The sequence below is a fragment of the Marinomonas ostreistagni genome (assembly GCF_016461785.1).
Lineage (GTDB): Bacteria > Pseudomonadota > Gammaproteobacteria > Pseudomonadales > Marinomonadaceae > Marinomonas > Marinomonas ostreistagni_A.
Genome location: NZ_JAEMUH010000008.1, coordinates 77,706 through 103,948 on the forward strand (window position 1 = coordinate 77,706; position 26,243 = coordinate 103,948).

Consider the following 26,243-nt stretch of genomic DNA (forward strand, 5'->3'; position numbering starts at 1 on the left):
CATGGCATTAAACTATTCTCCTCTTGTTGTCTGGTTTAAGCGTGATTTGCGTTTGAGCGATCACGCCCCTTTAAAACAAGCCTGTGCCAGCGGGCAGCCTGTTTTATTGCTGTATGTTTTTGAACCTGAACAGCTAGATGATCCCCATTACGATGAACGCCATTGGCGTTTTGTTTGGCAATCATTGCAGGACTTACAGCAACAGCTCGCACCATACCAAGGACAGATACACATTCGCCAAAAGCCGATTCTAGAAGCATTTGATGAATTGCATCGCAACACGGGCTTTACTCAGATACTGAGTTACGAAGAGATTGGTATTGGGGTAACGTTTAAGCGAGACCAAGCCGTCAAAAACTGGTGCCAGCAACACCAAATACAATGGACAGAGTTCCCAACTGGCGCGGTCATTCGGGCACTGACCTCACGCACCACGTGGGATAAAGCGTGGCAAAGCACTATGCGTGCGCCCTGTGACACACCAAACCTTGAGCAAGCCGAATGGTTTGCTATTCCCAAGACAACTTTCATACCACCTGATTCATGGCAAACACCCCAACGAGGCATGCAAACCGGTGGAAGTTCACTTGCTTGGCAAACGTTAACGAGCTTCTACGAGGGTCGTGGACAAGATTACTACCGCCAGTTATCAAGCCCTCTTACCAGTCGTAACGCCTGCACCCGCTTATCGCCTTACTTGGCTTGGGGCAACATCAGTCTGCGAGAAGTCTACCAAGACTTGCTGTCACGCTGGCACACCAAAGGTTGGCGTCGTACCTTGGTCGCGTTGAGCTCACGCTTGCATTGGCACTGTCATTTTATGCAAAAGTTTGAAAGCGAGTGTGAGATGGAGTGGCGCCCTATCAATCGTGGCTATGACCGTTTCCCTTACCGGCAAGACGAGCGCGTTAACGACGACCTCAGAGCTTGGCAAAGTGGTCAAACTGGCGTACCTATGATCGACGCTTGCATGCGAGCTTTACACTTTACTGGCTACATTAACTTTCGCATGCGCGCTATGCTGGTCAGCTTTTTATGCCACCACTTAAATATTGATTGGCGCTTAGGCGTACATCATTTGGCTAGGCTATTTTTAGATTTCGAACCGGGGATTCATTACCCGCAATTTCAAATGCAAGCAGGTATCACAGGCGCCAACACCATTCGTATCTACAACCCTATCAAGCAGTCCCAAGACCAAGACCCTGATGGGGACTTTATTCGACGCTGGGTACCTGAACTTGCTGACGTGCCAAGTCCACTCATTCACACCCCTTGGACCATGACGCAAATGGAGGAAGCTTTGTATCAATGTACCGTTGGTGAAGATTATCCAGCGCCCATTATTGATGTACCGAGTGCAGCGAAAGCCGCACGGGACAGGCTCTGGGGATTTCGTAAAGAAGCCCTTGTACAGCAAGAGAAACAACGTATTTTAACCACTCACGTACGGCCATCCAGCCGCCGTAAGGGCATGACATCATGAGCCAATTTGAAACCTTGCGCGTCATTTTGGGAGACCAATTAAATGCTGCCCATTCTTGGCTCAAAAAGCCCAATGACAAGGTCGCCTACCTCATCGCTGAGCTGCATCCTGAAGCCACTTATGTGCGTCATCATAAACAAAAATTGTGCGCCTTTTTTCTTGCCATGGAACGCTTCGCTCAAGCCCTGAAAGACGCCGGACACAACGTACAATATTTAACGCTCGACGATACCGAAGGACACAGCCTGGAATCCTTAATCCTGGGCATGGCGGATTCTCTTGGTGTGCGCCGTATTGAATTGCAGCGACCTGACGAGCACCGCGTGATGATGCAGTATCAAGCTCTGGCGAGCCAAGCTAAGGTGCCCGTGCATTTAGCCGACACGGAGCACTTCATGCTGCCCTTCGACGAGATCCCCCGCTTCTTCAAAGCTAAAACCAGTGTGCGTATGGAGCATTTCTATCGCAAAATGCGTCAACGCTTTAACATCCTCATGACCGACGACCACACACCGGAAGGCGGCCATTGGAATTACGACTCCGCGAATCGGCAAAAATTAAAGGCCAATGAGTTAAAAGACATCCCTGAGCCCTTGTTGTTTCAGCATGATGTAAGCCACCTACTCGAACGTATTGAACGTCATAAGATTCCGTTTCTGGGTGAAGCGGATTCTACCTTACCATGGCCTGTGACTCGCCAAGACGGCTTGAGCTTATTGCAGTATTTTTGCGATCACTTACTACCTAATTTTGGCCGTTTCCAAGACGCGATGACTGGCCGTTCGCCGCATGCTTGGAGTCTGTACCATTCGCGCCTATCGTTCGCGTTGAATGCCAAAATGATTCACCCAAATCATGTTATCAAAGCGGCCGTGATGGCCTATCGTCAGCGAAAAGACATCGATATCGCTCAAGTAGAAGGGTTTGTGCGGCAGATTCTTGGCTGGCGCGAATACGTGCGGGGCATGTACTGGATCAACATGCCCGATTACTACGAGCAGAATGCACTGGATGCCCAACGAGACTTACCCCAATATTTCTGGGATGGCCAAACCAAGATGAACTGTATGGCTCACGCCATCGGTCAATCTCTCGAATACGCCTATGCTCATCATATTCAGCGGCTGATGGTGACGGGGAATTTCTGTCTATTGGCTGGCATCCACCCAAAACAAGTGGATGAGTGGTATTTGGGGATTTACGTGGATGCCTTGGAGTGGGTGGAACTGCCCAATACCCGCGGCATGAGCCAGTTCGCTGATGGAGGCTGGATTGCCTCAAAACCTTACGCGGCCAGTGGTAATTACATTCAAAAAATGAGCGACTATTGCAGCGATTGCCACTATCAAGTGAAAGAGAAAGTGGGCGACAAAGCCTGTCCAATGAACAGTTTATATTGGCGCTTTATGGTACAACACCGTGACCGTCTATTAAAGAACCCGCGCATTGGTATGATTTACGGCAACTGGGACAAACAAGATAAAGCCCAACAAGATGCCGTACTAGAGCGGGCACAGTGGTGCCTAGATAACATCAACGAATTGTAGCGGACAGTCTCGTTCTGTTATTACCATTTCTCAGACAGATTGAGCATGACCTAAGCGTCATGCTCAATCTGACAAGATGTTCGATAGATTGATTGATAGATCCACCAAGCGGCCACACCCGCGCAGACATTCGCCAAGCTAGCACCGATAAACAGCCCCCATAAACCACCGATCTGGCCACCGATCCATAGGCAAGGTAGGAAAAAAGCAAACAGGCGAAGCGCCGACATCCACAACGCGCGATAGGGTTTACCCAATGCATTCGCCGCAGAAACCATCATCATACACACGCCCAAAGGCCCTAAGCTGATCGGTACCCACATCAAATGCCAAGTCACGATATCTGTCACCTCCGCGTCGCTCGACATCAACTGAGCTAAGCTCGGTGCCCACCACCAAACCAAGATCGCCACAAGGGTCTGGAAGACCAAGACATAACCCACAGCGATTCGTAGCAGCTGCTTAATCGCTTCGAATTGGCCTGCCCCAAAAAAGCGACCAACCATAGGTGGCAATGTCATGGTCAGCGCCAATACAGTCACAATCGCCAAAAACTCGAACCGAGAGCTTACCGCCCAAGCTGCAACCGCCGCCGTACCAAACCCTGCTAATAACTTAGTCGCCAACACTGACGATAGCGGTGGCAATAATTGGCTAACCATAGCAGGCCCCATAATATGACCAATGCTACCCAGTGTTTTGATAACAGACAGGTTGCCAAAATCAAACGTCAGCCAATGGCTGGCAAAGCATTTTGGCACAATAATCAACATCCCCAATGAGAAAGCTAAGCAAGTCGCTAAAGCGGCCCCCACAATGCCCAAATCAAGCACAAAGATAAACAATGGGTCCAAGGCGATGTTCAGTAAGCTGGTCACTACCATAATGGTGCCAGGTAGCATGGTATTACCATTAGAGCGACAAATACTGTAGAAGAAATAGATCATGGCGCCCATCCAAGTACTGACGAGCCACCATCCCCAGTAGTCATCAATAATCGGTGTCACGCTCTCTGGCGCACTTAGCAATGCCAGAACTGCAGCTCGGCAAAACCAAACCAATACGGCAACCAGACCGATACCGACGGCTCCCAACAGCACGACCAAACCGGCTAATTGCTTAGCGTACAGGGATTCTGATGCACCCAGTGCTCGGGAAATCAAAGACGTTGTGGCAATGCCTAGCCCCACCTGTATACCGATAAAGATTAACGCAATCGGTGCAGTGAAGCCTTGAGCCGCCAAAGGTAAAACACCCAATTGACCAATGAAGGCACTGTCTACCAACTGGAAACTCATAATCGATAAAATGCCAAACAGCATCGGCCAAGTCATCGAGAAAAGTTGTTTACCAAGTGAGGATGTTGACTGCATGGAATACCTTAAATATACGCATTAACTTTCGACCACACAGTATACGGGAGAGTCATGACACTAAGGCGAATTTTCCGTGATTTTTGCTAGGTTAACACGCTGTCCACGGCACCGTTCCGAGCAGTATTTCACCTCATCCCAACATTTAGCCCACTTTTTCCGCCAAGCAAAAGGTCGCTGACAAACTGGACATTGTTTACTGGGAAGGTGTGGTTTCTTGTGTGCCATGAGGTTTCTCTTGCTGTAATCGACAAACTCGCCACATTAATACGATGGCCAAGCCCGTAAAGATCACATACCCTACAGCCAAGGGTGTTACAGAAAAATCATAGAAACGACCTACCAATACAGACAAGACAACGGCCAGCAAACTGGACAGCGACGAAATCAGGGAAGCTCCGAGTCCTGCCATACGCCCTAATGGCTCCATCGCCATGGCGTTAATATTGCCAAACAATAACCCCATGCTAAAAAAGATTGGAATCCCCAAAGATAAGAATAACCATAATGGCGGCTGTCCTTGCCATACCAGCGAAACGCCCATCATGGCTAACGCTGCGCTACATTTCAAAGTTAATGCAAACCAGATCAAACGCTGCATACCAAAACGCATCACAATACGACCATTGGTAAAAGACGCTAACCCTGCGCCACCCGCCATCATGGCGAAGTACAGGGGAAAGGCCTCTCCCGTTTGGTAAACATCCTGAAAGATCGATTGTGAAACCCCCAAATAAAGCATGAGCCCCGCAAAAACGAGCCCTGCCATTCCCGTTAAGCACATCACTTCTTGTTGTTTAACGATAAACTGAGCATCACGCCACAAGCGAGATAAGACCATGGGCTGGCGTTGTTCTTTAGCTAGCGTTTCAGGCTGGCGCAGGATCAGCCAAATGGAGGCAATGGTGGCTTGGAGCATCAATGCGCCGAAGATCCAGCGCCAGTCTCCGAGCAATAACACCAGTTGACCAAAAGCAGGTGCCAGCATAGGCACTAAAATAAAGATAAGCATCACATAAGACATGATGCGCGCCATGGCCGCCCCTTTGTACAAATCTCGAATCAAGGCCCGAGAGGCGATCTTTGGACCAGCAACTCCGAAACCTTGAATAAAGCGTCCCAACAACAGCTCTTCTAACGTGTTCGCTGACATGGCAACTAAACAGCCCACTAAATATAGAACCACACCAGTGAGGATGCTTTTTTTGCGCCCTACCGCGTCCGATAACGGACCAAACAGCAATTCACCAAACACCATCCCTGCAATCAATGCAGACACCACCCATTGAATATGAGTGTAATCAGTGACTGCTAATTGCTCAGCCATATCTCGAAATGCAGGCAGCACGGCATCCATACTCAATGCCGTGAGCGACATCATGCAGGCAAATAAACCAATAAACTCTTTTTCAGAAAGGGAGATAGATGGACTAGGCAGGCGGCTAGCGAAACGGCGTTTCATGTTGTTATCCTTATAATTTAGAAACAAGGCTAGCATGAAACGCCGTGGTAAGGTGGGAGTAATTATCTAATTAAAGACAAGCTTTCTTCGGCAAAACCAGTACCGGCTTCAGTATAGAAGTTGAAAACGTTATCGATGCCCGCTTTTAACATGTAGTCACGTTCATCATGATAACGAGCAATGGCCGCTACCTGACCATGGAAACCACCACTACGCAGCTGCTTAACAACATTGACACTATCGTCTGCAGAAGGCAGTGCAAGCAGAATCAACTTCACATTAGACAGGTCTAAGTGCTCCCACAGGTCGACGTCTTCACCGTCACCAAAGAAGACATTGTGCTGATCGTTTTGCATTTGTTTGATACGGAACTGATCCGCATCCATACCAGCTACCACATTACCAACCATACTAGTGAGAGAATCGAAGGCGCCTCGTCCCACTCGACCTAAACCGACTACCAAGACTTCCATATTTTTAGGTTGTTCAAAGCAATCTTCAGGCAGTGGTACTGTATTTTCATAACGGCGAACAATGTCTTTATAGCGTCGGAAATAACTGTGCGCTTTACGATAGAAAACACTAGTAATTACAAACGAGAACGACACCGCTAACGCCAAAATCACTAACCAATCATTGCTGATCCAGCCCGCTTGCACACTCAGTGCTACGACAATTAGACCAAACTCACTGTAGTTTGAAAGCGCCAGCGCCCCCAGAAAGGAGGTACGCCCGCGTAGGCGTAAACTGGTAAAGAAATAGAAGAACAGTACGAACTTAACCACTAACAATGCTGTTAGGATCAAACTTAGTCCCAACATGCTCCATGTCGGTAAAGCACTGAATCCTATGGAGAGGAAGAAGCCAATTAAGAATAAGTCCTTAAAGTTCATAAGTGACTTGTTTAACTCAGAGGCTTTGGTATGGGACGCTAATAAAATACCCATAATCAACGCACCAAGGTCCCCTTTTACCCCCACTAGGTAAAACAGTTCATAGCCACCCAGCGCAAAGAACAGTCCTGTTAGCGGTAGCATTTCACCGTGACCAGACTTGTTCAAAAGTTTGCCTAGTACAGGACGCAACGGAATCAGAGCGAATAATAGTACCGCCCAGATCGAAGGCACTTTTCCGGTCGCTAATACGAGGAATACGACGGCTACGATATCTTGCATAACCAGGATACCGAGCGCCAGTTGACCATGGCGGGTCTTCATTTCACCGGCTTCTTCGAGCAACTTCACAATACAGACCGTACTAGAGAAGCTCAGTGCAAAACCAATTAATGCTGCGGTGCGCAGAGACAAGATTTCAAAAGCATGCAGACCTACGATGCCAAGCAAAGACGCGACACCGATGATCAGAATCGTCCAAGCTCCCATATGCCCTATGGTGGATGCCCAAACCTCCCGTTTTAGCAGGTCTTGTACATGCAGTTTTAGACCAATACAAAAGAGCATCAAGGTGATACCCAAGTTGGATAAATGCTCCAAAATACTGCTGGGCTGAACTTGCATAAAGTTCAAAATAAACCCCGCAGCCAAGAAGCCAATCAGTGGCGGTAAGTTCACCAACTTAACCGCTAAACCACAAATAAACGCAAACAGTATCCAGATAAATTCCATAACGACGACGTACTTTTCCTAACAATTCGGCACCCGATGTACCTTAGTTCACAGCATAACGACAAAGTGCTTAGCTTGCTATATAAGCAATCTAAGAATTATCTGACCGATCAGTGCAGCAATGGCGGCATAAGCTAGCATCGGTAAGATGGTACGCTTAATCATCGCGCCTTCTTGGTTTTTAATACCTAAGATCGTACATACGGCGATGATATTATTTAAACAGATCATATTGCCCATGGACGCGCCAACAGATTGCAATGCCAGCACCACACTCACCGGCAAACTGGTCTGCTCGGCAATACTGTATTGAATACCGCCAAAGGTCAGATTCGAGACCGTCGCAGAACCTGAGAAAAACGAGCCCAACGCTCCCAATAAAGCAGAGACATAGCTCCAGTTCGATCCCATTGTACTGGCAAGGCTGTTGGCAATGATAAAGATCGGCGCTTGCTCGCCCCCTTGCATCATAAAGTTCACCATCATCAGAGCGCCAATCAAGGCAAGGATAGGTAACTTAATCCGCCCCCAAGTTTCTTCTACCGCATGACTTAAATGACGACGTGACAATGACAATATTGGCATCAGCACCAGTACCGTGACGACAAATGGAATCAAGGCTGGCACATAAAGGGTTTTATAAGACCAACCGACGCTGGTATCTAAAATGGATGACCAAGACAAGATCAGCGCTTGGCTAACACCAAAGTCTCCCAACGTTAGCCAAGGCGTATCATCGTTGAGCCAAGCTTTAAATGGCCACTGCTGAATACGAGTCACCAGCAAAATAACAATCAACAAAATAAACGGTGAAAGAGCTTTAATCACCTCGATCTTCGGCAATTGAGTCACTTCTGAACGCTTTCCGTCGCCTTCTTTATGCAACCCAATATGGTATTTCGCTGCCAGAATCGAACCACATAATCCGATCGCGCCACCGATCAATGATGGAAATTCATAGTTCACCTGCGCCAACAAATAAAAAGGCAGGGTACAGCTTAACGCACTGATTAGAATGAAGAGAAGGTTCTGACGAATGGCTTGCCAACTGACCAAAAAACGCAGCGCCAGCATAGGGATAATCAAACTTGCTATTAAATGAATTAATGCCGTCCATTGGGAGGTTTGCAGCAATTGCGCTTCGCTAAGTTCAAGAGCGGCGAAGCCAAACCAGGCAGGCGTGCCAACCGCACCAAATGACACAGGCACACTGTTCATCACGAGGGTTAATAACGCCACCGGCATGGCAGAGAAGCCAAGTCCTACGAGAATCGGTGCTGCAATCGCAGCGGGCGTGCCAAAACCTGAAGCGCCTTCCAACATAAAGGCAAACGCCCAACCGATAATCATCAGCTGGGCAACTTTGTTATGACTGATGCTTTCAAGCCATTGACGTAAGGTATTCTCCGCGCCAGAAATCACCAGTACACGATTCAGTAGAATCGCTCCCGCAACAATCGAAATAGGCGTAAACACCGAAAGACCACCAGCGATGGCATTGGCCAATAGCAACGTTAAATCTGCTTGGAAAAAAAACGCTTGAAGCAACGCCACCAATAAAGCCGTCAAGGGTAACGCAACGTGCGCTGCCAACGGCCGCTGTTTGGTCATACTCCAAACCAAAAAGATGACAGGGGCAAGAGCGACTAAGGTATCCATACACGGTCTCCGAGTTTGCTGTCTCGTCATTATCTCTAGGGAGGAATGCAATAACAGTGCAAATGTCAGCAAAGTATTCGATTGCGTTTCAAAATAACGACTATTTATGACACTCGTTATTCCAGTTGATGACTACGCAGCAGATGCAATAGCACTTCTGGGATAAACTTACGCGGCATTTGCAACGCATAGAAATGCTCATAGGCCTGTGGAAGCTCTTGATAAATTTCAAGTTTCTTGGCTTCGATTTCGTCCTTTACCACCACTGGTGGCATCACCGATAGAAAACCGCTGTCACGGGCCAATAGACGCATCATCGCCATATCGTCTACTTCTGCTTTAATATCCGCTCGATATTCATGGGTAGCACAAAAGGATTCAAACACCGAGCGTATGCCCATATTCCGTGCGGGCAAAATCCAGTGCTTGTCTTCGTAACCTTTTGGAAAAGGTTGCTCTGGCTGTTGCCCATAAGGACCAACGATCGCTACAGATTGTCGCGCTACCAATTGGTTTTGCCACAGCACTCCTTGCACATCATTGGTGATGGCTCGGTTAGTCAGTGCGATATCCAATTCGTGGTTTAACAATCCTTCTGTTAGGTCACTCATGGTGCGGGCATACAACGAAAAGCTCACGTCGTCTTGGGCAAATAACGGTGTAATGAACGCCTCAATAAAGTTACGGGATAAGTGGGTTTCAAAGCCAATATTTAAGTGCGTATGCGAGGTATTACCGCTCTTTAAATACTGCTCCAACTCTTCTCCTGTGGAAAAAATATCCTGTGCGTAACTTTGCACTCGACGTCCAACATCCGTTAACACTAAGCGGCGTCCTTCTCGTTCAAACAAGGTACGTCCTATTTTATTTTCAAGCTGCTTAATTTGTGCCGACAACGCAGATTGAGACACATGCAACTGCTCTGCGGCTTGGGTTAAGTGGCCAATATTGGCCACGCGCCAGAAATAATAGAGGTGGTGGTAGTTCAAACGAGGCATAGGGGGGCTCAATTCATAACTAAAAAAGAACGATACATTAAAATATATGTATTTTTATTAACTTTAAAGACCCGTCATACTTAGCGCAAATGGATTCACTCGATGTAGCGCCTTTATTTATGACTTTCATGACGTTTCTTTTACCTGCCCTGTTCGCCGTTTCAGGGATTTTATGTGGCTTATCAAGATTGGAGCGTCATGCCGCTTGCATTGCCTTGTGGAGTGTTCGCAGCGCACCTCTACTTTTGCTCGGCATTTTGAGCTCTTGGCTTGTCACAACGCCTGATCCTCAAGCCGCTTTTCACGGGTCGTTACTTAGCGCTCTGATGCTCATATTGGTGGTCTTTATGGCCTGGGTATTGGTGCAGTTTTCGCAGCATTATATGAAAGGGGAGCAACGCGTCGCACAGTACTACCGCTGGCTGATGCTCACCTTAGCCGCCGTCACCTTGACACTATCTAGCAATCATTTATTAAGTTTCTGGATCGGCTGGGTGGGCATCAGCCTTGGCCTACACTTTCTACTCACGTTTTATCCTGAACGCCCCCGCGCAATCTTAGCGGCCCACAAGAAATTCATTCTTGCTCGGGTAGCTGAGCTGTCCTTGCTTGTCGCTTTCGCGTTGTTGTATTGGGAACATCAAACTTGGTATTTGCTTGAGCTTATGTCCGACATAGATGACGCCCTATCTTGGTCTGAGCAAATAGCGGCTTGCCTCATCGCCGTCGCAGCACTCATGAAGTGTGCGCAGCTCCCTGTGCATGGCTGGCTTATGCAAGTGGTCGAAGCACCAACCCCCATCAGTGCATTATTGCATGCCGGCATCATCAACTTAGGTGGCTATCTGGTACTCACGTTCTATCCATTGCTACACCTAAGTCATTCAGCCACTTGGTTACTGCTCATTGTCGCTGGATTCACGACCTTATTCAGTGCTCTGATTATGACAACACGAATCAGTGTAAAAGTGCGTCTCGCTTGGTCGACCAGTGCGCAGATGGGGTTAATGCTTTTAGAATGTGCTCTGGGCTTATACGAACTGGCGGTTCTGCATCTACTAACACACTCAGTTTATAAAGCGCACGCATTCTTAAACTCTAGCAGTGCCGTTCAGGAATTCATCACGCGCCGTGCCGCACCCGATGATACGCCAACCCCCATTATCTGGCTGTCAGCGTTTCTATTCAGTGCTATCACCGTTATTTTTTCGGCTCTGTTTTGGCACTATCAAGGTCCGATGAGCCCTTGGCTGTTGATGGCACTTGCGTTAACGATATTGGTTGCACAGGGACGCAGTATTCCCAAACCGGTGCCTTGGCCTCGATTGCTGATGCTCACATTTGGCCTGTCATTGCTCTACGGAGGCCTAAAGACAGCGCTTGGATGGCTGTTTCATGGACACATTGCTAGCCATACAGGAATTCCATTAAGTGCTGCTGACCTTTGGGTGTCAGGAATTTTCATCAGCTTATTCGTGTTAGCGGTTTGTTTGCGTTATTACGCCCATCTCGCTTGGGTAAATCGCTTCTCAGTGATTTTATTTGCCGGCCTTTATATGGACGAATGGTTCACCAAGGTGACCTTAAAAATCTGGCCTGTTGCACTACCGGCTTATTCAAAAGCGAAACACCACGGTGTTTCATTGCTGTTCCCTAATCTGTCAAAAGGTTGGAAAAAATAATGTCTGATTTCACTCTCTCCCAATCCTTGACAACACAGCAGCAAGAGGCGCTACAACGTGCCACAAAATGTCTAGCGCCAAACTGGCCACTCGATCGCATGATTGCAGTGAATCCGCTTTGGAACTTGGTGGATCGCCCCTTTGATAACGTCGCCACCGATATGTCCTTATTGGCTGGCATTCGCTGTCATATGCCAGTAGAAACCTACTTAAGTTGGTACGAAGAAGGTCGTATTCAAAATCAGCAACTGCTGCAAGCCGCCCATGAATACGGGCTGAACCTTTCTGCGGAAGCGCTGATTGTTCATCTGAGCAAAGACACAGGACGCGTGCAAAGCTGGCGTAACATTGCCGATTGGGCAGATTTAACTCGTAGCAATCATAAAATGTCGTGGCACGACGAGATCACTCATCAAATTAGCCAGTTCTGTGCTGCCCATTATCAAGATCAGCGCCCCATGCTCCAGCGCCAATATCGCCAGCAGTCTTTAAACCTGTATCAGCATTGGCTACAAGTATCTCGCATGGACAGAGGCTTATCGATCATCCTGTCAGAAAGCCATCTAGATGATGAGTTTGACTTGTTACCAGACGATCAAGAGCAATTATTTGTCACCGCTCTCAACGAATTAAAAGTTCCCAGTCAAAGCATTTACAACTTCGGCCAAGCATTACTCTTAGACATTAATGGTTGGGGCGCCTATTTGGCTTATCGTGCTTTCGAAGCGGAGAAAGTCGGTAAAAGCCAAGACGATGTGCGCTCTTTGCTTGCCATCAAGTTAGCTTGGGAATTGGTTATTTGGCGCTACTTAGAGAAACACCAAGCAGACGAATTCGAGGCATTGAAAGAGCGCTGGGGACAGCAACTACTGCATACTCAAGAGTTGCGCAGTCAACATCATGATGCTCTGAGCATCCCGCGTATTTGGGCCCGAGCGCTAGAACTGAGTGAACAACATCGTTTGCAAAAACAGCTCGTTAACGCACAACCTAACACTTCAGACAATGCGACCCTGCAAGCTATTTTTTGTATCGATGTGCGCTCAGAAGTTTATCGACGCGCTCTAGAAAGCCAGAGTAGCGAGGTGGAAACCTATGGTTTCGCAGGATTCTTCGGCCTGCCCATTGAGTACGAGCAAGCTGGCACTCAAGTTGCTCGGCCACAATTACCGGGGCTGGTTCCTGCTTCCATTCGCGTCTTCGAGAGTACACCAAACGAGCATAAGCTAGCACAAACCAGTCGCCATGCTGGCTGGAACCGCTGGGGCAATGCAGCCGCGGCAACTTTTTCGATGGTTGAGTCCATGGGCTGGTGGTATGCCTTTAAGCTGTTCAAAAAGAGCCTAAAAGGCGATCAAGGTCATGCCTTATCGCCTACCGATGCCACTCATTGGACGTTAACCCGTCAAGGCCATGCTTTGAGTGTTGATGACCAAGCGTTGTTGGCAAAAGGGGTTCTGGACACCATGGGGCTACGCTATTACGCCCCCACTGTGTTGCTGGTGGGGCATGGCAGCCATAGCTGCAACAACTTGCAAAGCGCTGGGTTGGAATGTGGCGCATGTGGCGGACAAACGGGGGAAGTGAACGTCCGTGTATTGGCTCAGCTGCTGAATGATACCCAGGTGCGTGAGGCATTAGCCAAACTTGGACACGAGATTCCTAGCCATACCCAGTTCGTCGCCGCCTTGCATAACACGATGACTGATCATGTCACCTGCTTCCAAGAAGTTCGTGACAGCTTTGTTTACGACTGGCTGCAGCAAGCCACTTATCTAACGCAACTTGAACGTGCCCCTCGACTTGATCCGGCCTTACTGGAAATGGATAAGCAGGAACGTAATGAAGCCTATTTAAAGCGAGCCAAAGATTGGTCACAAACACGACCTGAATGGGGCTTGGCTGACAATAATGCCTTTATTATTGCGCCACGCCAGTACACCAGAGCTTTAGATCTTAATGGTCGCTGCTTTTTACACGATTACGACTTTCAACTTGATCCAGACAGTGCCGTGTTAGAACGGCTGATGACGGCTCCAATGCTGGTCACCCATTGGATTAACATGCAATACAACTTATCAACCACTGATAACTTTAAGTTCGGCAGCGGTAATAAAGTACTGCATAACGCTGTGGGCGATCATATTGGTGTATTTGAGGGCAACGGCGGGGACTTGCGTATTGGACTCGCCATGCAGTCTCTGCACGACGGCCAACAATGGATGCACACACCGCAGCGATTAGCGGTCTATATTCGTGCGCCACAATCCGCTATTGCAGCCGTGGTTTCCAAGCATGCATTGCTGCAACACTTGATCAATCACCAGTGGCTTTATGTTTTCCAATGGCAAGACCAGTCCATCCACCGCTTTCATGCTGGTGAGTGGCACCCTTGCCCCGCTAATGATTAATCAATAAAGATCCGTATGCAGTTGAAGCTGCCACTGCGGTTCCGGCAAAATATTTTGGAGAGTCGCGAGCACAGACTCTCCAAAACCTGCTCGACTACCACATACGTAAACATGCGCCCCTTGTTCTACCACCCATTGGCGAATAGCTTTGTGGGACTGCTGCAATAAGTCCGGAACATAGACCCCATCACTGCGAGACCATGCTCGATCCAAACGTGTCAATATTCCCTGCTTCTGGAACTCGGTCAGCTCCTTAGCAAAGTAGTCATCATGTTCTAGATATTGCTCACCGAAAAATAACCAACATGGCGCATTGTCTTGCCCTGTTTGGCGTTTCTTTAAAAAGCTGATAAACGGCGCAAGCCCAGTACCCGCGCCGATCATAATCCAAGGTACAGTTGTCTTTGGATGAAAAGTCGTATGCTCACGCACACTGGCCAATACACGATCCCCCGGTGTTAACTGACTCAGCATTCCCGATACCAGCCCAATGGTTCCATCCGCACGGATATGCTGACGCACCAAAAGTTCTATTGTGTTGTCTTGGTAAGATGCAATCGAATAAAGGCGTTCATGCTCATCCTTTTGCTCAGGCTGTACTGCCAATAAGTCACCAGCTTCATAGCGCACATCGGCTCTAAACAATGTCACTCGATGAGCCAAGCGGTGCGTTTGCTCTGGGTTCAAACATTCGTTCGCCACCACCGTATAATCATCGTATTCAAATAATTCAGGCGCAGTATGGATACCTAGCAATTCCCCAACTTGCTGCCACCAATGAGCGACCCCTTGAGGATCCATTCGATCGATTTCTGTTGTAGGAATGGCTCTTTGGTAGCCTTTTTGCTCTAGTAGCTCAGACAAATAATGACCAAATGCACAGAACGTTTGATAATTTCGATCACCCAATGCGAGTACACTGAATTGGGTTTGAGAGGCAGCCGAGTTTGCCTCCTGCAATGTAGTAACAAACCGTCGAGCACTGTCAGGCGCTTCCCCTTGCCCATAGGTACTCACTACAAAGAAGACTCGCTGATAACGCTGAAGTGTGTGCTCAGTTAGCGTCGAAACACAGGCAATATCCATTAATGCATGAGCTGTATCGTGTAGGCGTTGAGCCAAATATTTTGCACTGCCAGTTTGGCTGGCATAGACGATGAGCGCCTGACTATGGGGCTGTGGAGTCGGCAAAGACTTTGCCGCCCAACGTACACACAATAAAGCGCCTGCCACACGTACTAACTCCCACCATGGCAATACCGTACCGGATTCATACAGTGAGTAAAGCGGCGAAACCATAAGCAAGCCACTGGCGTACAAGACTACCCCAGAGTAAATACGATAAGACTTATCACGTAAAGTGATTAGACAAAGCATCATAATAATGGCCAGTATGACCTGACAGAAAAAGATCACAGTTGAGATAAAAAGCTGCTCTGTACGAGTAAAAACGTAACCTACCTCACCTTCGCTAATATGCGCCCAAATGCCTCCCGGTAACTGATGTACAGATTGCTCGGCAAATTCAAAACTGCTTAACGATTCTAGTGAAGCCATAAATGACAGAGGGTGGCTCATACCAAATTCCAGCACCCCCCAAAGGTAACCAAGCACAAATAACATACCGCTGCTGACGAGCCACAGCACACGTTCAAACTGAAGCACAGCCTTTGTTAGCCAAGTTGATGACACCCAAGCCTCACTTATACTGGAAATATTATTGATAATTATTGTCATTATATTGCAAATATCAATTGCAAGCGATTATCATTAGAGAATTATTTACATTTGAATACTATTTAATGACAACTAGACTCTCAATCATTAATCGCTGGGCTCGATGGCTACATATTTACAGTGCGGCGCCAGTGCTATTACTGATGCTGTTTTACTCCCTAACAGGGGTATTGTTGAACCATACGACTTGGCAACTAGGTGAAACAAAAAAAGTAAACCAGATCATTGATTTGCCAGACTATTTACTAGATCTAGACTGGCAAACAGAGTCTGCAAAAACAGCCTTCAGTGTTGTGAATTGGTTAGACATAGAGCATGACATTCATGGCGTTGACATCGAGATCGGTTGGGAGCTGGAAGAATCATTACTAATACTCAACCTAGAAACACCGGAAGGTAGCTATACCGTTGAAGTCTACCCAGAGGACGAGGTCGCCGAGCTGTTTGTACTCGATCTGCCATTTTTAGAAATGCTCAACAACTTACACCGTGGCAAACACGTGACGGGATTTTGGCGCTTTCTCTCAGATTTCGCGGGTATTTGTATGTTTGTCTTTTGCGCCACTGGGTTGTGGCTGTTATTGACCAACGCTTTACAGCGACAAAGCACACTGAGCTGGGTTGGGCTCGGGGCAATTGTCATGGTAGTGACCATTTTTCTAATGCATTAACAAAGGAGAGCTTGATGCGCTCATTGTGTAAAACGTCCATTTTGGCCGCAACGTTAGGCTTTGCTGGCATCACACAGGCTGCGTCGATGGAGGTGTCTTTTGACATTCCTCAAGTGACGACTGGAAAGTATGCCCGTCCTTATGTGGCTATTTGGGCTGAGCAAGGCAAAGAATCCAAACCGCTGCTGGTCTGGCACTTACAAGGCAAAGAAGACAAGTGGCTGAAAGACCTGCGCCGCTGGTGGCGCAAAATTGGTCGCTATGATGCCCACGTTGACAGCTTAACCGGAGCGACAAAAGGCCCTGGCCATTACCAAGAAACCCTAGACCTTGGTGACTGGAGCGAGTTCACCCTGTACGTCGAAGCTGCCCGAGAAAATGGTGGCCGATCTTTAGTGAAAACCAACATCGATCTGAATAGCGCCAAACAGTACAACATTCCAGCAGAGGCTGAAATCGGCCCTATCCAAATTTCCATTAACCCCTAAATAGTTAGGATTGAATATGTTTAAGACAAGTCTTTGTGCTTTGGCTGTCGTTGCGGCAAGCTCAAGCTTTGCTCACGATCTAATGGTATTACCAAGCAAATCCATTCTGTCAGCCGTGCCTGCTAATGTGGCCGTTGATGTAACAGCTACACACGACGTGTATCGTTTTGATAAAGCCGTTTCTCCTGACAATGTCACAGTTTACAGTCCTGACGGCAAACGTATTCGCGACCTTGGCACCATGGTAAAAGGCGCAACACGTACGTCATTTGATCTTGCTGTCACCGAAGAAGGCACTTACAAGATCACCTACGGCTCCAGCATGGCGGGCTACATGACCACCTATGAGATCGGTGAACGCAATACTCGTAAGCGTCTACGTGGTAATCAGCAAGAAATGGCTGACCAAATCCCTGCGGATGCGAAAAATATCGAGACCACAAAAATGGGCCGCACTGGCGTAACATACATCACCAGTAAAGCGCCAACGGATACGGTATTGAAGCCAAGCAACCAAGGCTTTGAAATGGTGCCAGTGACCCACCCAGCCGATTACATTAACGGCGAAGAAATCGAAATCAAAACCCTAATGGATGGCAAGCCACTAGCGGGCGCGAACATTGTAGTCAAAGCAGAATCTGCAATGTATGGCATTGCCAAAGAGCCTGTTGAAGTCAGCACAGACAAATCCGGTGTTGCTAGCTTTACTCTAGACAATGCAGGTCGCTACAACGCTGCGGTTTCTTACAGCGGTCCAAGCAATGACCCATTGGCAGATAAAGAGTCTTACACTGTGTTCTACACCTTTGAAGTGGTATACGAATAATGACCAAAGCTGCCTTATTATTGGGTAGCGCAGTGGCTTTGCTTTCGAGCAAAGCCATGGCTCATTACCCTACGTTAGATTGCCAACTGGATCAGCAAAAAGTGGTTTGTGTGGCCGCCTACAGTGACGGTTCGGTCGCCTACAACGAGCACGTAGAAGTACGTAGCTATGACGATGACGTGCTGCAAACACTCACCACCGATGACGATGGTGAAATTCGTCTTGCTCAGCCAGATGGTGAATATTACTTAATCTTCGATCCTGGCCACGAAGATCCTGCTGAGTTCGACTATGCCGAATTCTAATATTGAGATCATTGCGCCAGCGGATGGTCGCGGGGAGACTCGTAACTTTCTATTGGTATGTGCCGCGGTACTTATCAGTGCCGTCAGCTTGCTATCACTGATCCACTCTGCGTCTCCTAAAGCGTTGTCAGAATTACCCAATCACCTGAGCAATTTAGCAACTCAGGTGAGCAACGCGGTAGAGGAAATCGAATTATTTGAAGAAGCTGAGCTGATCAGTGCCCCTTACCAGTTAGCTGACCTTCCTCTTCCAACTTACCAGAGCCAGTCATTCATTCAGCAAGATGAACATTGCTTTAGCTTGTTTCAAGGTCAATATGTGTTCGTTATCGAGCGTCATGAAGCAGGCTGGGATGCTCATTGGGCACCGTCAGAACAAGCTGTTGACTGCCACGCCTCGCTTGATTGGCATTCGCTTAACCAATAGGAACCCTCATGCGTTTACTTTTACTCAGTCTTTTGGTGTTACTCAGCTCTCAGGCAAACGCCCGCTTGCAAGTTGGCATCACACTGCACCCATACTATTCCTACGTGAGCAATATCGTGGGAGACAAAGCCGATGTATTGCCATTGATCGACAGTGGTTTTAACCCGCATAATTACCAGCTAAACCCTGCCGATATTGAGCGCCTCAACGGTTTGGACGCGCTGGTAGTGAATGGCATCGGTCACGACATGTTTGCGACCAATACCGTTGATCGTCTCCAGCCAAAAAACCTGACTGTCATTTACGCCAATAAAGATGTTCCATTAATCGGACACGATGAGAAAGTAAACCCCCATACCTTTGTCTCCATTGATGCTGCCATTCGCCAGGTTTACACCATCGCTAAAGAGCTGGGCGCTTTGGATCCAGACAACAAGGCATACTTCCTCAAAAATGCGCTGCAATACGCGAAAAAGCTAAGAGCATTAAAGAAACCGGTTCAGCAAGCACTGCTGAATAAAGACGTTAGCAAGCTACGCATTGCCAGTACCCACGGCGCCTACGCTTACCTATTACAAGAGTTTGGCTTAACCGTCTCTGCGGTCATCGAGCCTGCCCACGGTGTTGCACCTACCGCATCGCAACTGGAAGAAACCATCGAAACCATTCGTCAGCAGAACATTGACGTACTGTTCACCGAGCTGAACATGGAAAATAAATACGTGGATCTGATCGAACGTGAAACTGGGATCAAAATTTATTACTTCAGCCATATGACTCATGGCGCGTACAGTAAAGATCAAGTCGAGCAAGAAATGGGGCACAACTTAAGCAAACTGGCTGAGGCACTGAGTTCATGATGGGACCAAGTCTTCATTTATCTAATGTTGGTGTCACAGTAAAAGGACAAGTCCTCGTGACACCACTAAGCCTGCAACTAGAGGGTGGCTTGTGGCATGGCATTGCTGGCCCCAATGGCGGTGGTAAAAGTACCTTACTCAAAGCGATCGCAGGCCTTCACAATCATGTGGGTGAAATAGCCTTACATTGGCCTGCAGATCGTGGGCAGATCGGCTACATGCCTCAATTATCACCTTTTGATGCTTCACTTCCCGTGACGGCGCTGGATTTCTTACGTATGCATTGTGATAAGCAACCTGTATGGCGGCGCTATCGAGGCAACTCTTCTATTGAGCAAGTGATCGAAAGAGTACAAATCAAAGGTCTACTTAATAAACGCTTAGGCACGCTTTCGTCAGGAGAGCGGCAGCGGGTTTTATTGGCTTGTGCGTTGGTTAAACAACCCGACATTCTGTTATTGGATGAACCGTTAGCAGGAGTTGATAAAGCAGGTCGAGAGCAAATTATGTCTCTGCTCCGCGAGTTCAAAGCCGAAGGTGGTACGCTGATTATGATCGAGCACGACTGGCAAATCTTACAGGCTCATTGTGATACCCTGTCATGGATTGATGGCGGCTTGCTGCACCACGATTCTCCCGACACTGTTTTTTCCCAAATAAACAGCCTTCATTTAGGTCTTCGCCATGCTAGCTAATCTACACAGTTTCTTTTCAGGGCTAGTGGACGCTGGCTTATTACCCACTATGTTCAGTTATGGCTTTGTGGTTAATGCCTTCATCGCCTGCCTGATGATCGGCCCTCTACTCGGCTTATTAGGCACCTTGGTGGTGGTAAAACGCCTGGCATTTTTATCCGAAGCGGTTGGGCACAGCGCTTTAACTGGTGTATCCATTGGTATTTTGATGGGAGAGCCTGTCACCGAACCTTGGATCAGTCTATTCGCCTTCTCGGTCCTATTTGCTCTGACACTGCAGTGGGTACGAGGCAGAACCACTGTCCCTTACGATGCCTTGATTGGGGTATTCCTCGCCTTTGCTTTGGCGCTCGGCGCAGCATTACTGATGTTTGTCGCAAAGAAGATTAATGCACACTTGGTAGAACAAGTGTTGTTTGGCTCTATCTTAACGGCCTCTGCCTATGATTTAGTGATTTTGGCCCTCATCACCAGTGTGGTCTTAGTCCTCGCGTTTTTCAGTGCCAACGATGCCTACTTAAACGCCCTCAGCCCAGACATCGCTCGTTCACGACGCATTCGCACCACACTGCATGATTATGGCTTTGTGCTACTGATTGCATTAGTCACGGTAGCAGCCGTCAAAATCATCGGCGCCATTTTAGTCGGCGCACTACTGTTAATCCCAGCGGCCAGCGCCCGATTAATGGCTCGGGACTTACGTGGCATGGTGGGGTATTCCGTACTGATTGCCACCACCAGCGCCTTGATTGGCGTGCTACTGCCCATGCATATGAAGTGGGCCATTGGCACTGGCCCTGCCATCATTCTAGTGGCGTGTGTGTGGTTCGTTATCGCCATTTCTGTTTATTCGTTGCGTAAAGGAGGACAACCGGCATGCGCATAATCCTAATCAGTCTGTTCGCGCTTCTTGCCAATATTGGACACGCGGCTAGCCTCGCGACGGTGTCACCGATTGCCCATAGTATGAGTAGCGCTCTCAGCGAAAACACACCTATTGAGGTCACTTATTTGCCTCCTACCCGGCTACCGATCAATCGTATACCGAGTTGGCTAAACCGCTCGGCAACGGAACCGATGGCGCACTTTGATGCCATTGTAAACATCAGCTCTATGCGCCCAGACCTTGCGTTCTACGTGCCTTTACGCAGTCGTAATATTCGCATTGTGCCAATTGATATCGCCAAAGCTTTGATCCCTGGTGGAGAACAAGTGGCTACTCATCAAGCTGATGAGTACTTTTGGCTGAACACCAATAACGCCTTACTCATGCTCGGCATTTTAAAGCGAGACTTGTCCACCCTATGGCCTGAATACGCAGAGCAGATCAGTCAAAACTATCAAACGACTAGTGCAGCGTTACGTCAGTTAGCATTGGATATTGATGACGCTTTACTGATGAAGGGATACGACGCCATTGAACTGGATAAATCCTCATTAGAGCCTTTTAGCAAGGGGTTATTGCTGCCCACTCTTGATGCTTCTGAAGCGGAGGGGTTAAACACTGTCACTCTCTCAAGCAAGGCTTCAGCAAGCACTTGGCAGGTAGACGACTTCAGTCGCTACAGTGAGGTACCGTTTGTTGAACGCTGGCAACAAGCCATCCAATCCATGCCGTAATAACTGTTTTCAACGTTCTAAACAGAGCGTTTTTCTCTCAACTATCTTCCTAGCATGCTAAAGCGGAGTTCAGTTTCTGAACTCCGCTTTTTTTATTCTCAAAATCAATTAATGCAAATTAATGTAAATCAACGTAAATTTATTATTTAAATAATACTGATTATCGTTTAGCATTCGCTTCTCATTAAAAATATAAATAACACTAATATAAATTTTGTATGGATAAACGAATGAAAAACGCGGCTCCTAGTTACACTCCTTTCAAAGTAGCACCCATCGCTATCGCGGTCAGCTCAGCACTTGCAATGATGAGCTCCACAGCTCTTGCAGCAGAGCCAAGCACCGTTGAGTTGGAACAGATTGAAGTAGTTGATACTGCGCAAGATGGTTATGCGGTGAAATCAGCAGCGAGTGTGAAATACACTCAGGAATTAGTAGATACTCCTCAGACAATCAATATTGTCAACGAACAGGTTTTAGAAGATCAAGGCGTCACTTCCCTTGAAGATGCCCTACGTAACGTAGCAGGTGTTTCTACTTTTGGTGCCGGTGAAGGCGGTGGCGGTAACGTTAACACAACAGATAACGTGACCATTCGTGGCTTTGATGCAAACGGCAGCATCTACTCTGATGGTATCCGCGATGTGGCAGGCTACAGTCGCGATACATTCAATACAGAACAAATTGAAGTAGCGAAAGGTGCCAACGGCACTATTTCAGGCAAAGGTTCAGCAGGTGGATCGGTTAACTTAGTCACCAAAGCAGCTAACCTACGTGGTGACAAAAGCAGTATCAGCGCCTCTTACGATGAGGGTGATACAGCCCGCTTAACAGGTGACTTTAATAAAGTGCTATCAGATGACAGCGCTCTGCGCTTAAACCTGATGGCTGAACAAGGTGGCGACTACTGGGACAACGGCGAAGAAGAATACAAGAGTTACGCTATCGCGCCATCTTATTTCACTAAAGTCAGTGAAGACACAGACTTGACCATCAACCTTATGCATATGAAGCAAGACAACACTCCTGTGATTGGTTTGCCATTCGTTACGGAAACTGTTTCAACTGAAACAGGTTTACCAGAGGGTATGATCGCAGAACAGTACTGGAGTAATTACTACGGTGTTAAAGGGCTAGATTTCGAAGAAGTCGATGCAACAACCTTAACAGCAATCATCAACCATCAACTTAATAGCAGCTGGGCCTTCCGCAACCAAACTCGCTTTGGTGAAACAGAAACCAAGAGCATCGTTACACGCCCTTGGCCAAACTCAGATGGCACTTATAGCACTGAGCGTGCCAGCACTAACTTCAGTGAGAACCAACTGGCTGTTTCGCAATTTGATTTCTTAGGCGAAATAATGACGGGCTCAGTCAAACATGATCTTGTAGTGGGTGCAGAGATTTACCAAGAGACACAAAAGACACCAAATGTAAGTTTGGACAATGTCGTGCGCTCACAGACCAGTTACGATGCAACAAACCCCGGCGTCACCACAGCAACAGGATCGTACACTGTAGATGGTTACTCTAAAGATGCTACCGCAACCGGCTTAGCCGCTTACTTAAGTAACACCGCCACGCTGAATGACAAGCTTCAATTAGCTGGTGGCGTACGTCTAGAGAAATACAAAATTGACAGTACACAAAACGTTGGTCGCGGCACGAGTGCGACATCCGTTAGCGCTGTCGACAAATCAGATCTAATTAGCTGGCATACGGCGATCAATTTTAAACCAAGCAACAACGGAAGTATTTACGCATCCTTTGCCAATAACCAAGAACCTAACGGCAACAATTTATCTCTGAATGGTCGTAGTGCTGAGCAAGTTGCAGAATACGCAAGCCTAGATCCTATCGAGTCCATCACTGCAGAGGTTGGTACGAAGTGGGAACTATTTGACGACAAATTACTACTAGCAGCCGCTGTTTTCCAAACCAACAAAGACGTTTACCAAACAGTTGATAACGTTTTGGAAGCATCCGGTGAGCAAGAAAGTAAAGGGATGGAACTGTCTGCTACAGGTCAACTGACCGATACTATTAGTATCACTGCTAGCTACACTCATCAAAATGCGAAAGTCACTGAAGCGGCAGATCGAACAAACCGTTCAGGAGAAGTCACCAATGCAACAGGGAATGGCTTGAGCTCTGCACCAAAAGACTCGGCTGCTGTGTGGCTGTCTTACCAAGGCGAGAAGTTAGGCCTAGGCTTAGGTGCGGAGTACAACTCAGGCAACGAATACTGGCGTCAAAACCGTGTTTACTTCACCACCGGTGATGTCACTTTAGTGAATGCCATGGCGAGCTACGCCTTCACCGAGAATCTGTCAGCGCAGCTTAACATCAGCAACTTAACCGATGAACGTTACGCATCAGACTACAGCGCTAAAGGCCATTTCTTACCTGGCAACCCTCGAAATGTTAAGGCAACAGTGAAGTACGATTTCTAAGACGGCTTCAATCTAGCTAGATAAGAGCCAAGTGACTCCCCTTCTTCGCTCTTACAGAGCAGCTGTGTTAGTTTCAGCACAGCTGCTTTGCCGTTTTAGCTTTTCATTTACCTTTATAAGAAGCGTTTCAACATGTTGTTACACCTCAAAAATATTCTCACCAAAGAACAAGTCAAAGAGATTCGCCAAGCCTTAGATCAAGCCAATTGGCAAGACGGTAAACTCACCGCTGGCAACGCATCACGACAGCAGAAAAGCAACTTACAGCTTAACCAAGAAGATCCATTAGCCCGCAAGTTAGGGGACTTTTTATTACATACCTTGAGTCAACGGGAAGACTTTATGGGCAGTGCCCTACCTGCCAAAATTTTCCCGCCGATGTTCAATCGCTACGAAGGAGGTGGAGCCTTTGGCTACCATGTGGATAACGCCATCCGCCAGGTGCCCAACACACCGGTAAAGATTCGCACCGATTTATCGATGACGATTTTCTTGAGTGAACCAGAAGAATACGAAGGTGGCGAGTTGGTCATTCAAGATACCTTTGGCACCCAAGAAGTTAAGCTGCCAGCAGGAGATATGGTGTTGTACCCTTCAACCAGCGTACACAAAGTTAACCCTGTGACTAAAGGCGCACGTGTCAGCTCCTTTTTTTGGCTACAAAGCTTAGTGTCCGATAACGAACAACGTCGCACCTTGCATCAACTTGATCAAAGTATTCAAGGCCTTAGAAAAGAACACGGCGAAGAAAGCGAACATATCCAAAACCTAATTTGGGTGTATCACAACCTGCTCCGCCAATGGAGCCAAACCAACTAATGTTCAGAACGTCGATGCATTAGGTTGATACAAGCATTCGGACGTAATGTCCTGCACACTGGCACAGCCACACAGTGCCATGGTGGCTTCCAATTCATCCCGCAGGATGCGCAAGCAATGGGCTACCCCCAATGGACCCGCCACGGCTAGAGCGTAAAACAACGAGCGGCCAAGCAATACCGCATCCGCACCTAACGCAATCGCTTTAAAAATATCACTGCCACGACGAATACCGCTGTCCAATAAAACCGTCGTCTCCTTGCCTAGCGCAGCACGAATGGCTGGCAAGACCTCAATGGTAGCAGGTTGGCTATCGAGTACACGGCCGCCATGATTAGAGACGATGATGCCATCTATCCCAAGTGCAACAGCACGTTGAGCATCTTGTATCGACATAACGCCCTTCAATAAAAGTGGCAGCTTAGTTTGCTCACGTAACCAAGCGAGGGTTTGCCAATCCGCAGCCTGTCCCATCCAACAGGAAAAAACTGAGTCGCCTTGCGCTGCACTAGGTAGGCTTTCTAAATTCACCGCTCTGACGCCCTCTGGCAATGAAAAGCCTGCTCGCTGCTCAGCATTACGTACGCCGTTAATCGGCGCATCAGCAGTCACAACAATCGCTTGGTAACCGGCCTGCTCTGCACGGCGCACAAGTTGCAAAGTGGTTTCACGGGAGGGCTGACAATACAACTGGAACCAACGGGTGGCCTCTGGCGACATTTGCGCCACATCCTCCAGAGGCGCACTGGCTAGGGTGGACAAACAAAACCCTACTTTTTGCGCTGCTGCGGCTTGCATCGTTCCGAGCTCTCCTGTGGGATGAGCCAACTTTTGATAGGCCAGCGGCGCTACCAACAATGGCATGGCCAGATGCTGGCCAAATAAGGTCTGCTGACAACCGCCCTTGGCCATGTCTTCACATAACACACGCTGCTGTAACAAGACCTCATCGAGCTTTTGACGATTACGTTGGTACGTCAGGCCGTCCATAGCCGTTCCAGAGAGGTAAGCCCATGTAGGCGCAGGTAATATTTCTCTCGCATGTTGCTCATAATCCGCTAATGAGCAAACACCTACAGGGATGGTGGACATTTAAAAC

Annotated in this window: 23 protein-coding genes; 15 read left to right on the top strand and 8 right to left on the bottom strand. The window is 47.9% G+C overall.

The window, feature by feature from the left end:
• Window position 1 precedes the first annotated feature (1 nt).
• Window positions 2-1,486: a cryptochrome/deoxyribodipyrimidine photo-lyase family protein gene (locus JHD44_RS09795; protein ID WP_199462573.1), complete on the top strand. Its 1,485-nt coding sequence runs from the start codon at window positions 2-4 to the stop codon at window positions 1,484-1,486.
• Complete coding sequence (locus JHD44_RS09800; RefSeq protein ID WP_199462574.1) at window positions 1,483-3,033, top strand: cryptochrome/photolyase family protein; 1,551 nt, start codon at window positions 1,483-1,485, stop codon at window positions 3,031-3,033. The genes JHD44_RS09795 and JHD44_RS09800 overlap by 4 nt, the downstream gene beginning before the upstream one ends.
• Before the next feature lie 50 nt (window positions 3,034-3,083).
• Here JHD44_RS09800 and JHD44_RS09805 read toward each other — a convergent pair whose 3' ends face one another.
• The 6 genes from JHD44_RS09805 to JHD44_RS09830 all read right to left on the bottom strand — a co-directional run bounded on the left by JHD44_RS09805 (window position 3,084) and on the right by JHD44_RS09830 (window position 10,150).
• The gene (locus JHD44_RS09805; RefSeq protein WP_199462575.1) at window positions 3,084-4,406 is read right to left on the bottom strand and encodes an MATE family efflux transporter; all 1,323 of its coding nucleotides are present in this window, start codon (window positions 4,404-4,406) and stop codon (window positions 3,084-3,086) included.
• A 60-nt stretch (window positions 4,407-4,466) separates the two neighbouring features.
• Window positions 4,467-4,634, bottom strand: coding sequence for a DUF2256 domain-containing protein (locus tag JHD44_RS19230; RefSeq protein ID WP_199462576.1), 168 nt, complete (start codon window positions 4,632-4,634; stop codon window positions 4,467-4,469).
• Window positions 4,603-5,868, bottom strand: coding sequence for a multidrug effflux MFS transporter (locus JHD44_RS09815; protein WP_199462577.1), 1,266 nt, complete (start codon window positions 5,866-5,868; stop codon window positions 4,603-4,605). The genes JHD44_RS19230 and JHD44_RS09815 overlap by 32 nt, the downstream gene beginning before the upstream one ends.
• Before the next feature lie 62 nt (window positions 5,869-5,930).
• Window positions 5,931-7,493 (bottom strand): cation:proton antiporter family protein, encoded by a 1,563-nt coding sequence (locus JHD44_RS09820; RefSeq protein WP_199462578.1) that lies wholly within the window; start codon window positions 7,491-7,493, stop codon window positions 5,931-5,933.
• Window positions 7,494-7,571: 78 nt separating this feature from the next.
• The gene (locus JHD44_RS09825; RefSeq protein WP_199462579.1) at window positions 7,572-9,152 is read right to left on the bottom strand and encodes an L-lactate permease; all 1,581 of its coding nucleotides are present in this window, start codon (window positions 9,150-9,152) and stop codon (window positions 7,572-7,574) included.
• Between the two features lie 116 nt (window positions 9,153-9,268).
• Entirely contained in the window at window positions 9,269-10,150 is an 882-nt protein-coding gene (locus JHD44_RS09830) for a LysR family transcriptional regulator (protein ID WP_199462580.1), read from the bottom strand.
• A gap of 128 nt (window positions 10,151-10,278) precedes the next feature.
• On the opposite strand from JHD44_RS09830, the gene JHD44_RS09835 reads away from it, so the two are divergent.
• Both JHD44_RS09835 and JHD44_RS09840 read left to right on the top strand, forming a co-directional pair.
• A complete protein-coding gene (locus JHD44_RS09835; RefSeq protein WP_199462581.1) occupies window positions 10,279-11,832 on the top strand; it encodes an NADH-quinone oxidoreductase subunit L in 1,554 nt (517 codons plus the stop codon).
• Window positions 11,832-14,243 carry a DUF2309 domain-containing protein gene (locus JHD44_RS09840; protein WP_199462582.1) on the top strand — a complete coding sequence of 804 codons (2,412 nt, stop codon included), beginning with the start codon at window positions 11,832-11,834 and terminating at the stop codon, window positions 14,241-14,243. The genes JHD44_RS09835 and JHD44_RS09840 overlap by 1 nt, the downstream gene beginning before the upstream one ends.
• Here JHD44_RS09840 and JHD44_RS09845 read toward each other — a convergent pair whose 3' ends face one another.
• On the bottom strand, window positions 14,244-15,935 hold the full coding sequence (locus JHD44_RS09845; RefSeq protein WP_199462583.1) for a flavodoxin domain-containing protein: 1,692 nt from the start codon (window positions 15,933-15,935) through the stop codon (window positions 14,244-14,246).
• Window positions 15,936-16,045: 110 nt separating this feature from the next.
• On the opposite strand from JHD44_RS09845, the gene JHD44_RS09850 reads away from it, so the two are divergent.
• The 11 genes from JHD44_RS09850 (at window position 16,046) to JHD44_RS09900 (ending at window position 25,144) form a co-directional block, all read left to right on the top strand.
• Window positions 16,046-16,651: a PepSY-associated TM helix domain-containing protein gene (locus JHD44_RS09850; RefSeq protein WP_199462584.1), complete on the top strand. Its 606-nt coding sequence runs from the start codon at window positions 16,046-16,048 to the stop codon at window positions 16,649-16,651.
• 14 nt (window positions 16,652-16,665) lie between these two features.
• The gene (locus JHD44_RS09855; protein WP_199462585.1) at window positions 16,666-17,139 is read left to right on the top strand and encodes a DUF2271 domain-containing protein; all 474 of its coding nucleotides are present in this window, start codon (window positions 16,666-16,668) and stop codon (window positions 17,137-17,139) included.
• Window positions 17,140-17,155: 16 nt separating this feature from the next.
• A complete protein-coding gene (locus JHD44_RS09860; protein WP_199462586.1) occupies window positions 17,156-17,965 on the top strand; it encodes a DUF4198 domain-containing protein in 810 nt (269 codons plus the stop codon).
• A complete protein-coding gene (locus JHD44_RS09865) occupies window positions 17,965-18,270 on the top strand; it encodes a hypothetical protein (RefSeq protein WP_199462587.1) in 306 nt (101 codons plus the stop codon). Before JHD44_RS09860 ends, JHD44_RS09865 begins: the two co-directional genes overlap by 1 nt.
• Window positions 18,257-18,697 carry a hypothetical protein gene (locus JHD44_RS09870; RefSeq protein ID WP_199462588.1) on the top strand — a complete coding sequence of 147 codons (441 nt, stop codon included), beginning with the start codon at window positions 18,257-18,259 and terminating at the stop codon, window positions 18,695-18,697. Before JHD44_RS09865 ends, JHD44_RS09870 begins: the two co-directional genes overlap by 14 nt.
• Window positions 18,698-18,705: 8 nt before the next feature.
• The gene (locus tag JHD44_RS09875; RefSeq protein ID WP_199462589.1) at window positions 18,706-19,557 is read left to right on the top strand and encodes a metal ABC transporter solute-binding protein, Zn/Mn family; all 852 of its coding nucleotides are present in this window, start codon (window positions 18,706-18,708) and stop codon (window positions 19,555-19,557) included.
• A complete protein-coding gene (locus JHD44_RS09880) occupies window positions 19,554-20,252 on the top strand; it encodes a metal ABC transporter ATP-binding protein (RefSeq protein ID WP_199462590.1) in 699 nt (232 codons plus the stop codon). The genes JHD44_RS09875 and JHD44_RS09880 overlap by 4 nt, the downstream gene beginning before the upstream one ends.
• Window positions 20,242-21,138 (top strand): metal ABC transporter permease, encoded by an 897-nt coding sequence (locus tag JHD44_RS09885; RefSeq protein ID WP_199462591.1) that lies wholly within the window; start codon window positions 20,242-20,244, stop codon window positions 21,136-21,138. The genes JHD44_RS09880 and JHD44_RS09885 overlap by 11 nt, the downstream gene beginning before the upstream one ends.
• Window positions 21,129-21,872, top strand: a complete 744-nt coding sequence (locus tag JHD44_RS09890) for a hypothetical protein (protein ID WP_199462592.1) — start codon at window positions 21,129-21,131, stop codon at window positions 21,870-21,872. The genes JHD44_RS09885 and JHD44_RS09890 overlap by 10 nt, the downstream gene beginning before the upstream one ends.
• 230 nt (window positions 21,873-22,102) lie before the next feature.
• The gene (locus JHD44_RS09895) at window positions 22,103-24,325 is read left to right on the top strand and encodes a TonB-dependent receptor (protein ID WP_199462593.1); all 2,223 of its coding nucleotides are present in this window, start codon (window positions 22,103-22,105) and stop codon (window positions 24,323-24,325) included.
• 132 nt (window positions 24,326-24,457) lie between these two features.
• Entirely contained in the window at window positions 24,458-25,144 is a 687-nt protein-coding gene (locus JHD44_RS09900; protein ID WP_199462594.1) for a Fe2+-dependent dioxygenase, read from the top strand.
• 3 nt (window positions 25,145-25,147) lie between these two features.
• Here JHD44_RS09900 and JHD44_RS09905 read toward each other — a convergent pair whose 3' ends face one another.
• On the bottom strand, window positions 25,148-26,236 hold the full coding sequence (locus tag JHD44_RS09905; RefSeq protein ID WP_199462595.1) for an alpha-hydroxy acid oxidase: 1,089 nt from the start codon (window positions 26,234-26,236) through the stop codon (window positions 25,148-25,150).
• Between the last annotated feature and the right edge of the window lie 7 nt (window positions 26,237-26,243).

What these genes read in the sequence shown, in the direction of transcription:
- JHD44_RS09795 (WP_199462573.1), top strand. Translation starts at nt 2, where the DNA reads ATGGCATTAAACTATTCTCCTCTTGTTGTCTGGTTTAAGCGTGATTTG.
- JHD44_RS09800 (WP_199462574.1), top strand. Translation starts at nt 1,483, where the DNA reads ATGAGCCAATTTGAAACCTTGCGCGTCATTTTGGGAGACCAATTAAAT.
- JHD44_RS09805 (WP_199462575.1), bottom strand. Translation starts at nt 4,406, where the DNA reads ATGCAGTCAACATCCTCACTTGGTAAACAACTTTTCTCGATGACTTGG.
- JHD44_RS19230 (WP_199462576.1), bottom strand. Translation starts at nt 4,634, where the DNA reads ATGGCACACAAGAAACCACACCTTCCCAGTAAACAATGTCCAGTTTGT.
- JHD44_RS09815 (WP_199462577.1), bottom strand. Translation starts at nt 5,868, where the DNA reads ATGAAACGCCGTTTCGCTAGCCGCCTGCCTAGTCCATCTATCTCCCTT.
- JHD44_RS09820 (WP_199462578.1), bottom strand. Translation starts at nt 7,493, where the DNA reads ATGGAATTTATCTGGATACTGTTTGCGTTTATTTGTGGTTTAGCGGTT.
- JHD44_RS09825 (WP_199462579.1), bottom strand. Translation starts at nt 9,152, where the DNA reads ATGGATACCTTAGTCGCTCTTGCCCCTGTCATCTTTTTGGTTTGGAGT.
- JHD44_RS09830 (WP_199462580.1), bottom strand. Translation starts at nt 10,150, where the DNA reads ATGCCTCGTTTGAACTACCACCACCTCTATTATTTCTGGCGCGTGGCC.
- JHD44_RS09835 (WP_199462581.1), top strand. Translation starts at nt 10,279, where the DNA reads ATGACGTTTCTTTTACCTGCCCTGTTCGCCGTTTCAGGGATTTTATGT.
- JHD44_RS09840 (WP_199462582.1), top strand. Translation starts at nt 11,832, where the DNA reads ATGTCTGATTTCACTCTCTCCCAATCCTTGACAACACAGCAGCAAGAG.
- JHD44_RS09850 (WP_199462584.1), top strand. Translation starts at nt 16,046, where the DNA reads ATGACAACTAGACTCTCAATCATTAATCGCTGGGCTCGATGGCTACAT.
- JHD44_RS09855 (WP_199462585.1), top strand. Translation starts at nt 16,666, where the DNA reads ATGCGCTCATTGTGTAAAACGTCCATTTTGGCCGCAACGTTAGGCTTT.
- JHD44_RS09860 (WP_199462586.1), top strand. Translation starts at nt 17,156, where the DNA reads ATGTTTAAGACAAGTCTTTGTGCTTTGGCTGTCGTTGCGGCAAGCTCA.
- JHD44_RS09865 (WP_199462587.1), top strand. Translation starts at nt 17,965, where the DNA reads ATGACCAAAGCTGCCTTATTATTGGGTAGCGCAGTGGCTTTGCTTTCG.
- JHD44_RS09870 (WP_199462588.1), top strand. Translation starts at nt 18,257, where the DNA reads ATGCCGAATTCTAATATTGAGATCATTGCGCCAGCGGATGGTCGCGGG.
- JHD44_RS09875 (WP_199462589.1), top strand. Translation starts at nt 18,706, where the DNA reads ATGCGTTTACTTTTACTCAGTCTTTTGGTGTTACTCAGCTCTCAGGCA.
- JHD44_RS09880 (WP_199462590.1), top strand. Translation starts at nt 19,554, where the DNA reads ATGATGGGACCAAGTCTTCATTTATCTAATGTTGGTGTCACAGTAAAA.
- JHD44_RS09885 (WP_199462591.1), top strand. Translation starts at nt 20,242, where the DNA reads ATGCTAGCTAATCTACACAGTTTCTTTTCAGGGCTAGTGGACGCTGGC.
- JHD44_RS09890 (WP_199462592.1), top strand. Translation starts at nt 21,129, where the DNA reads ATGCGCATAATCCTAATCAGTCTGTTCGCGCTTCTTGCCAATATTGGA.
- JHD44_RS09895 (WP_199462593.1), top strand. Translation starts at nt 22,103, where the DNA reads ATGAAAAACGCGGCTCCTAGTTACACTCCTTTCAAAGTAGCACCCATC.
- JHD44_RS09900 (WP_199462594.1), top strand. Translation starts at nt 24,458, where the DNA reads ATGTTGTTACACCTCAAAAATATTCTCACCAAAGAACAAGTCAAAGAG.
- JHD44_RS09905 (WP_199462595.1), bottom strand. Translation starts at nt 26,236, where the DNA reads ATGTCCACCATCCCTGTAGGTGTTTGCTCATTAGCGGATTATGAGCAA.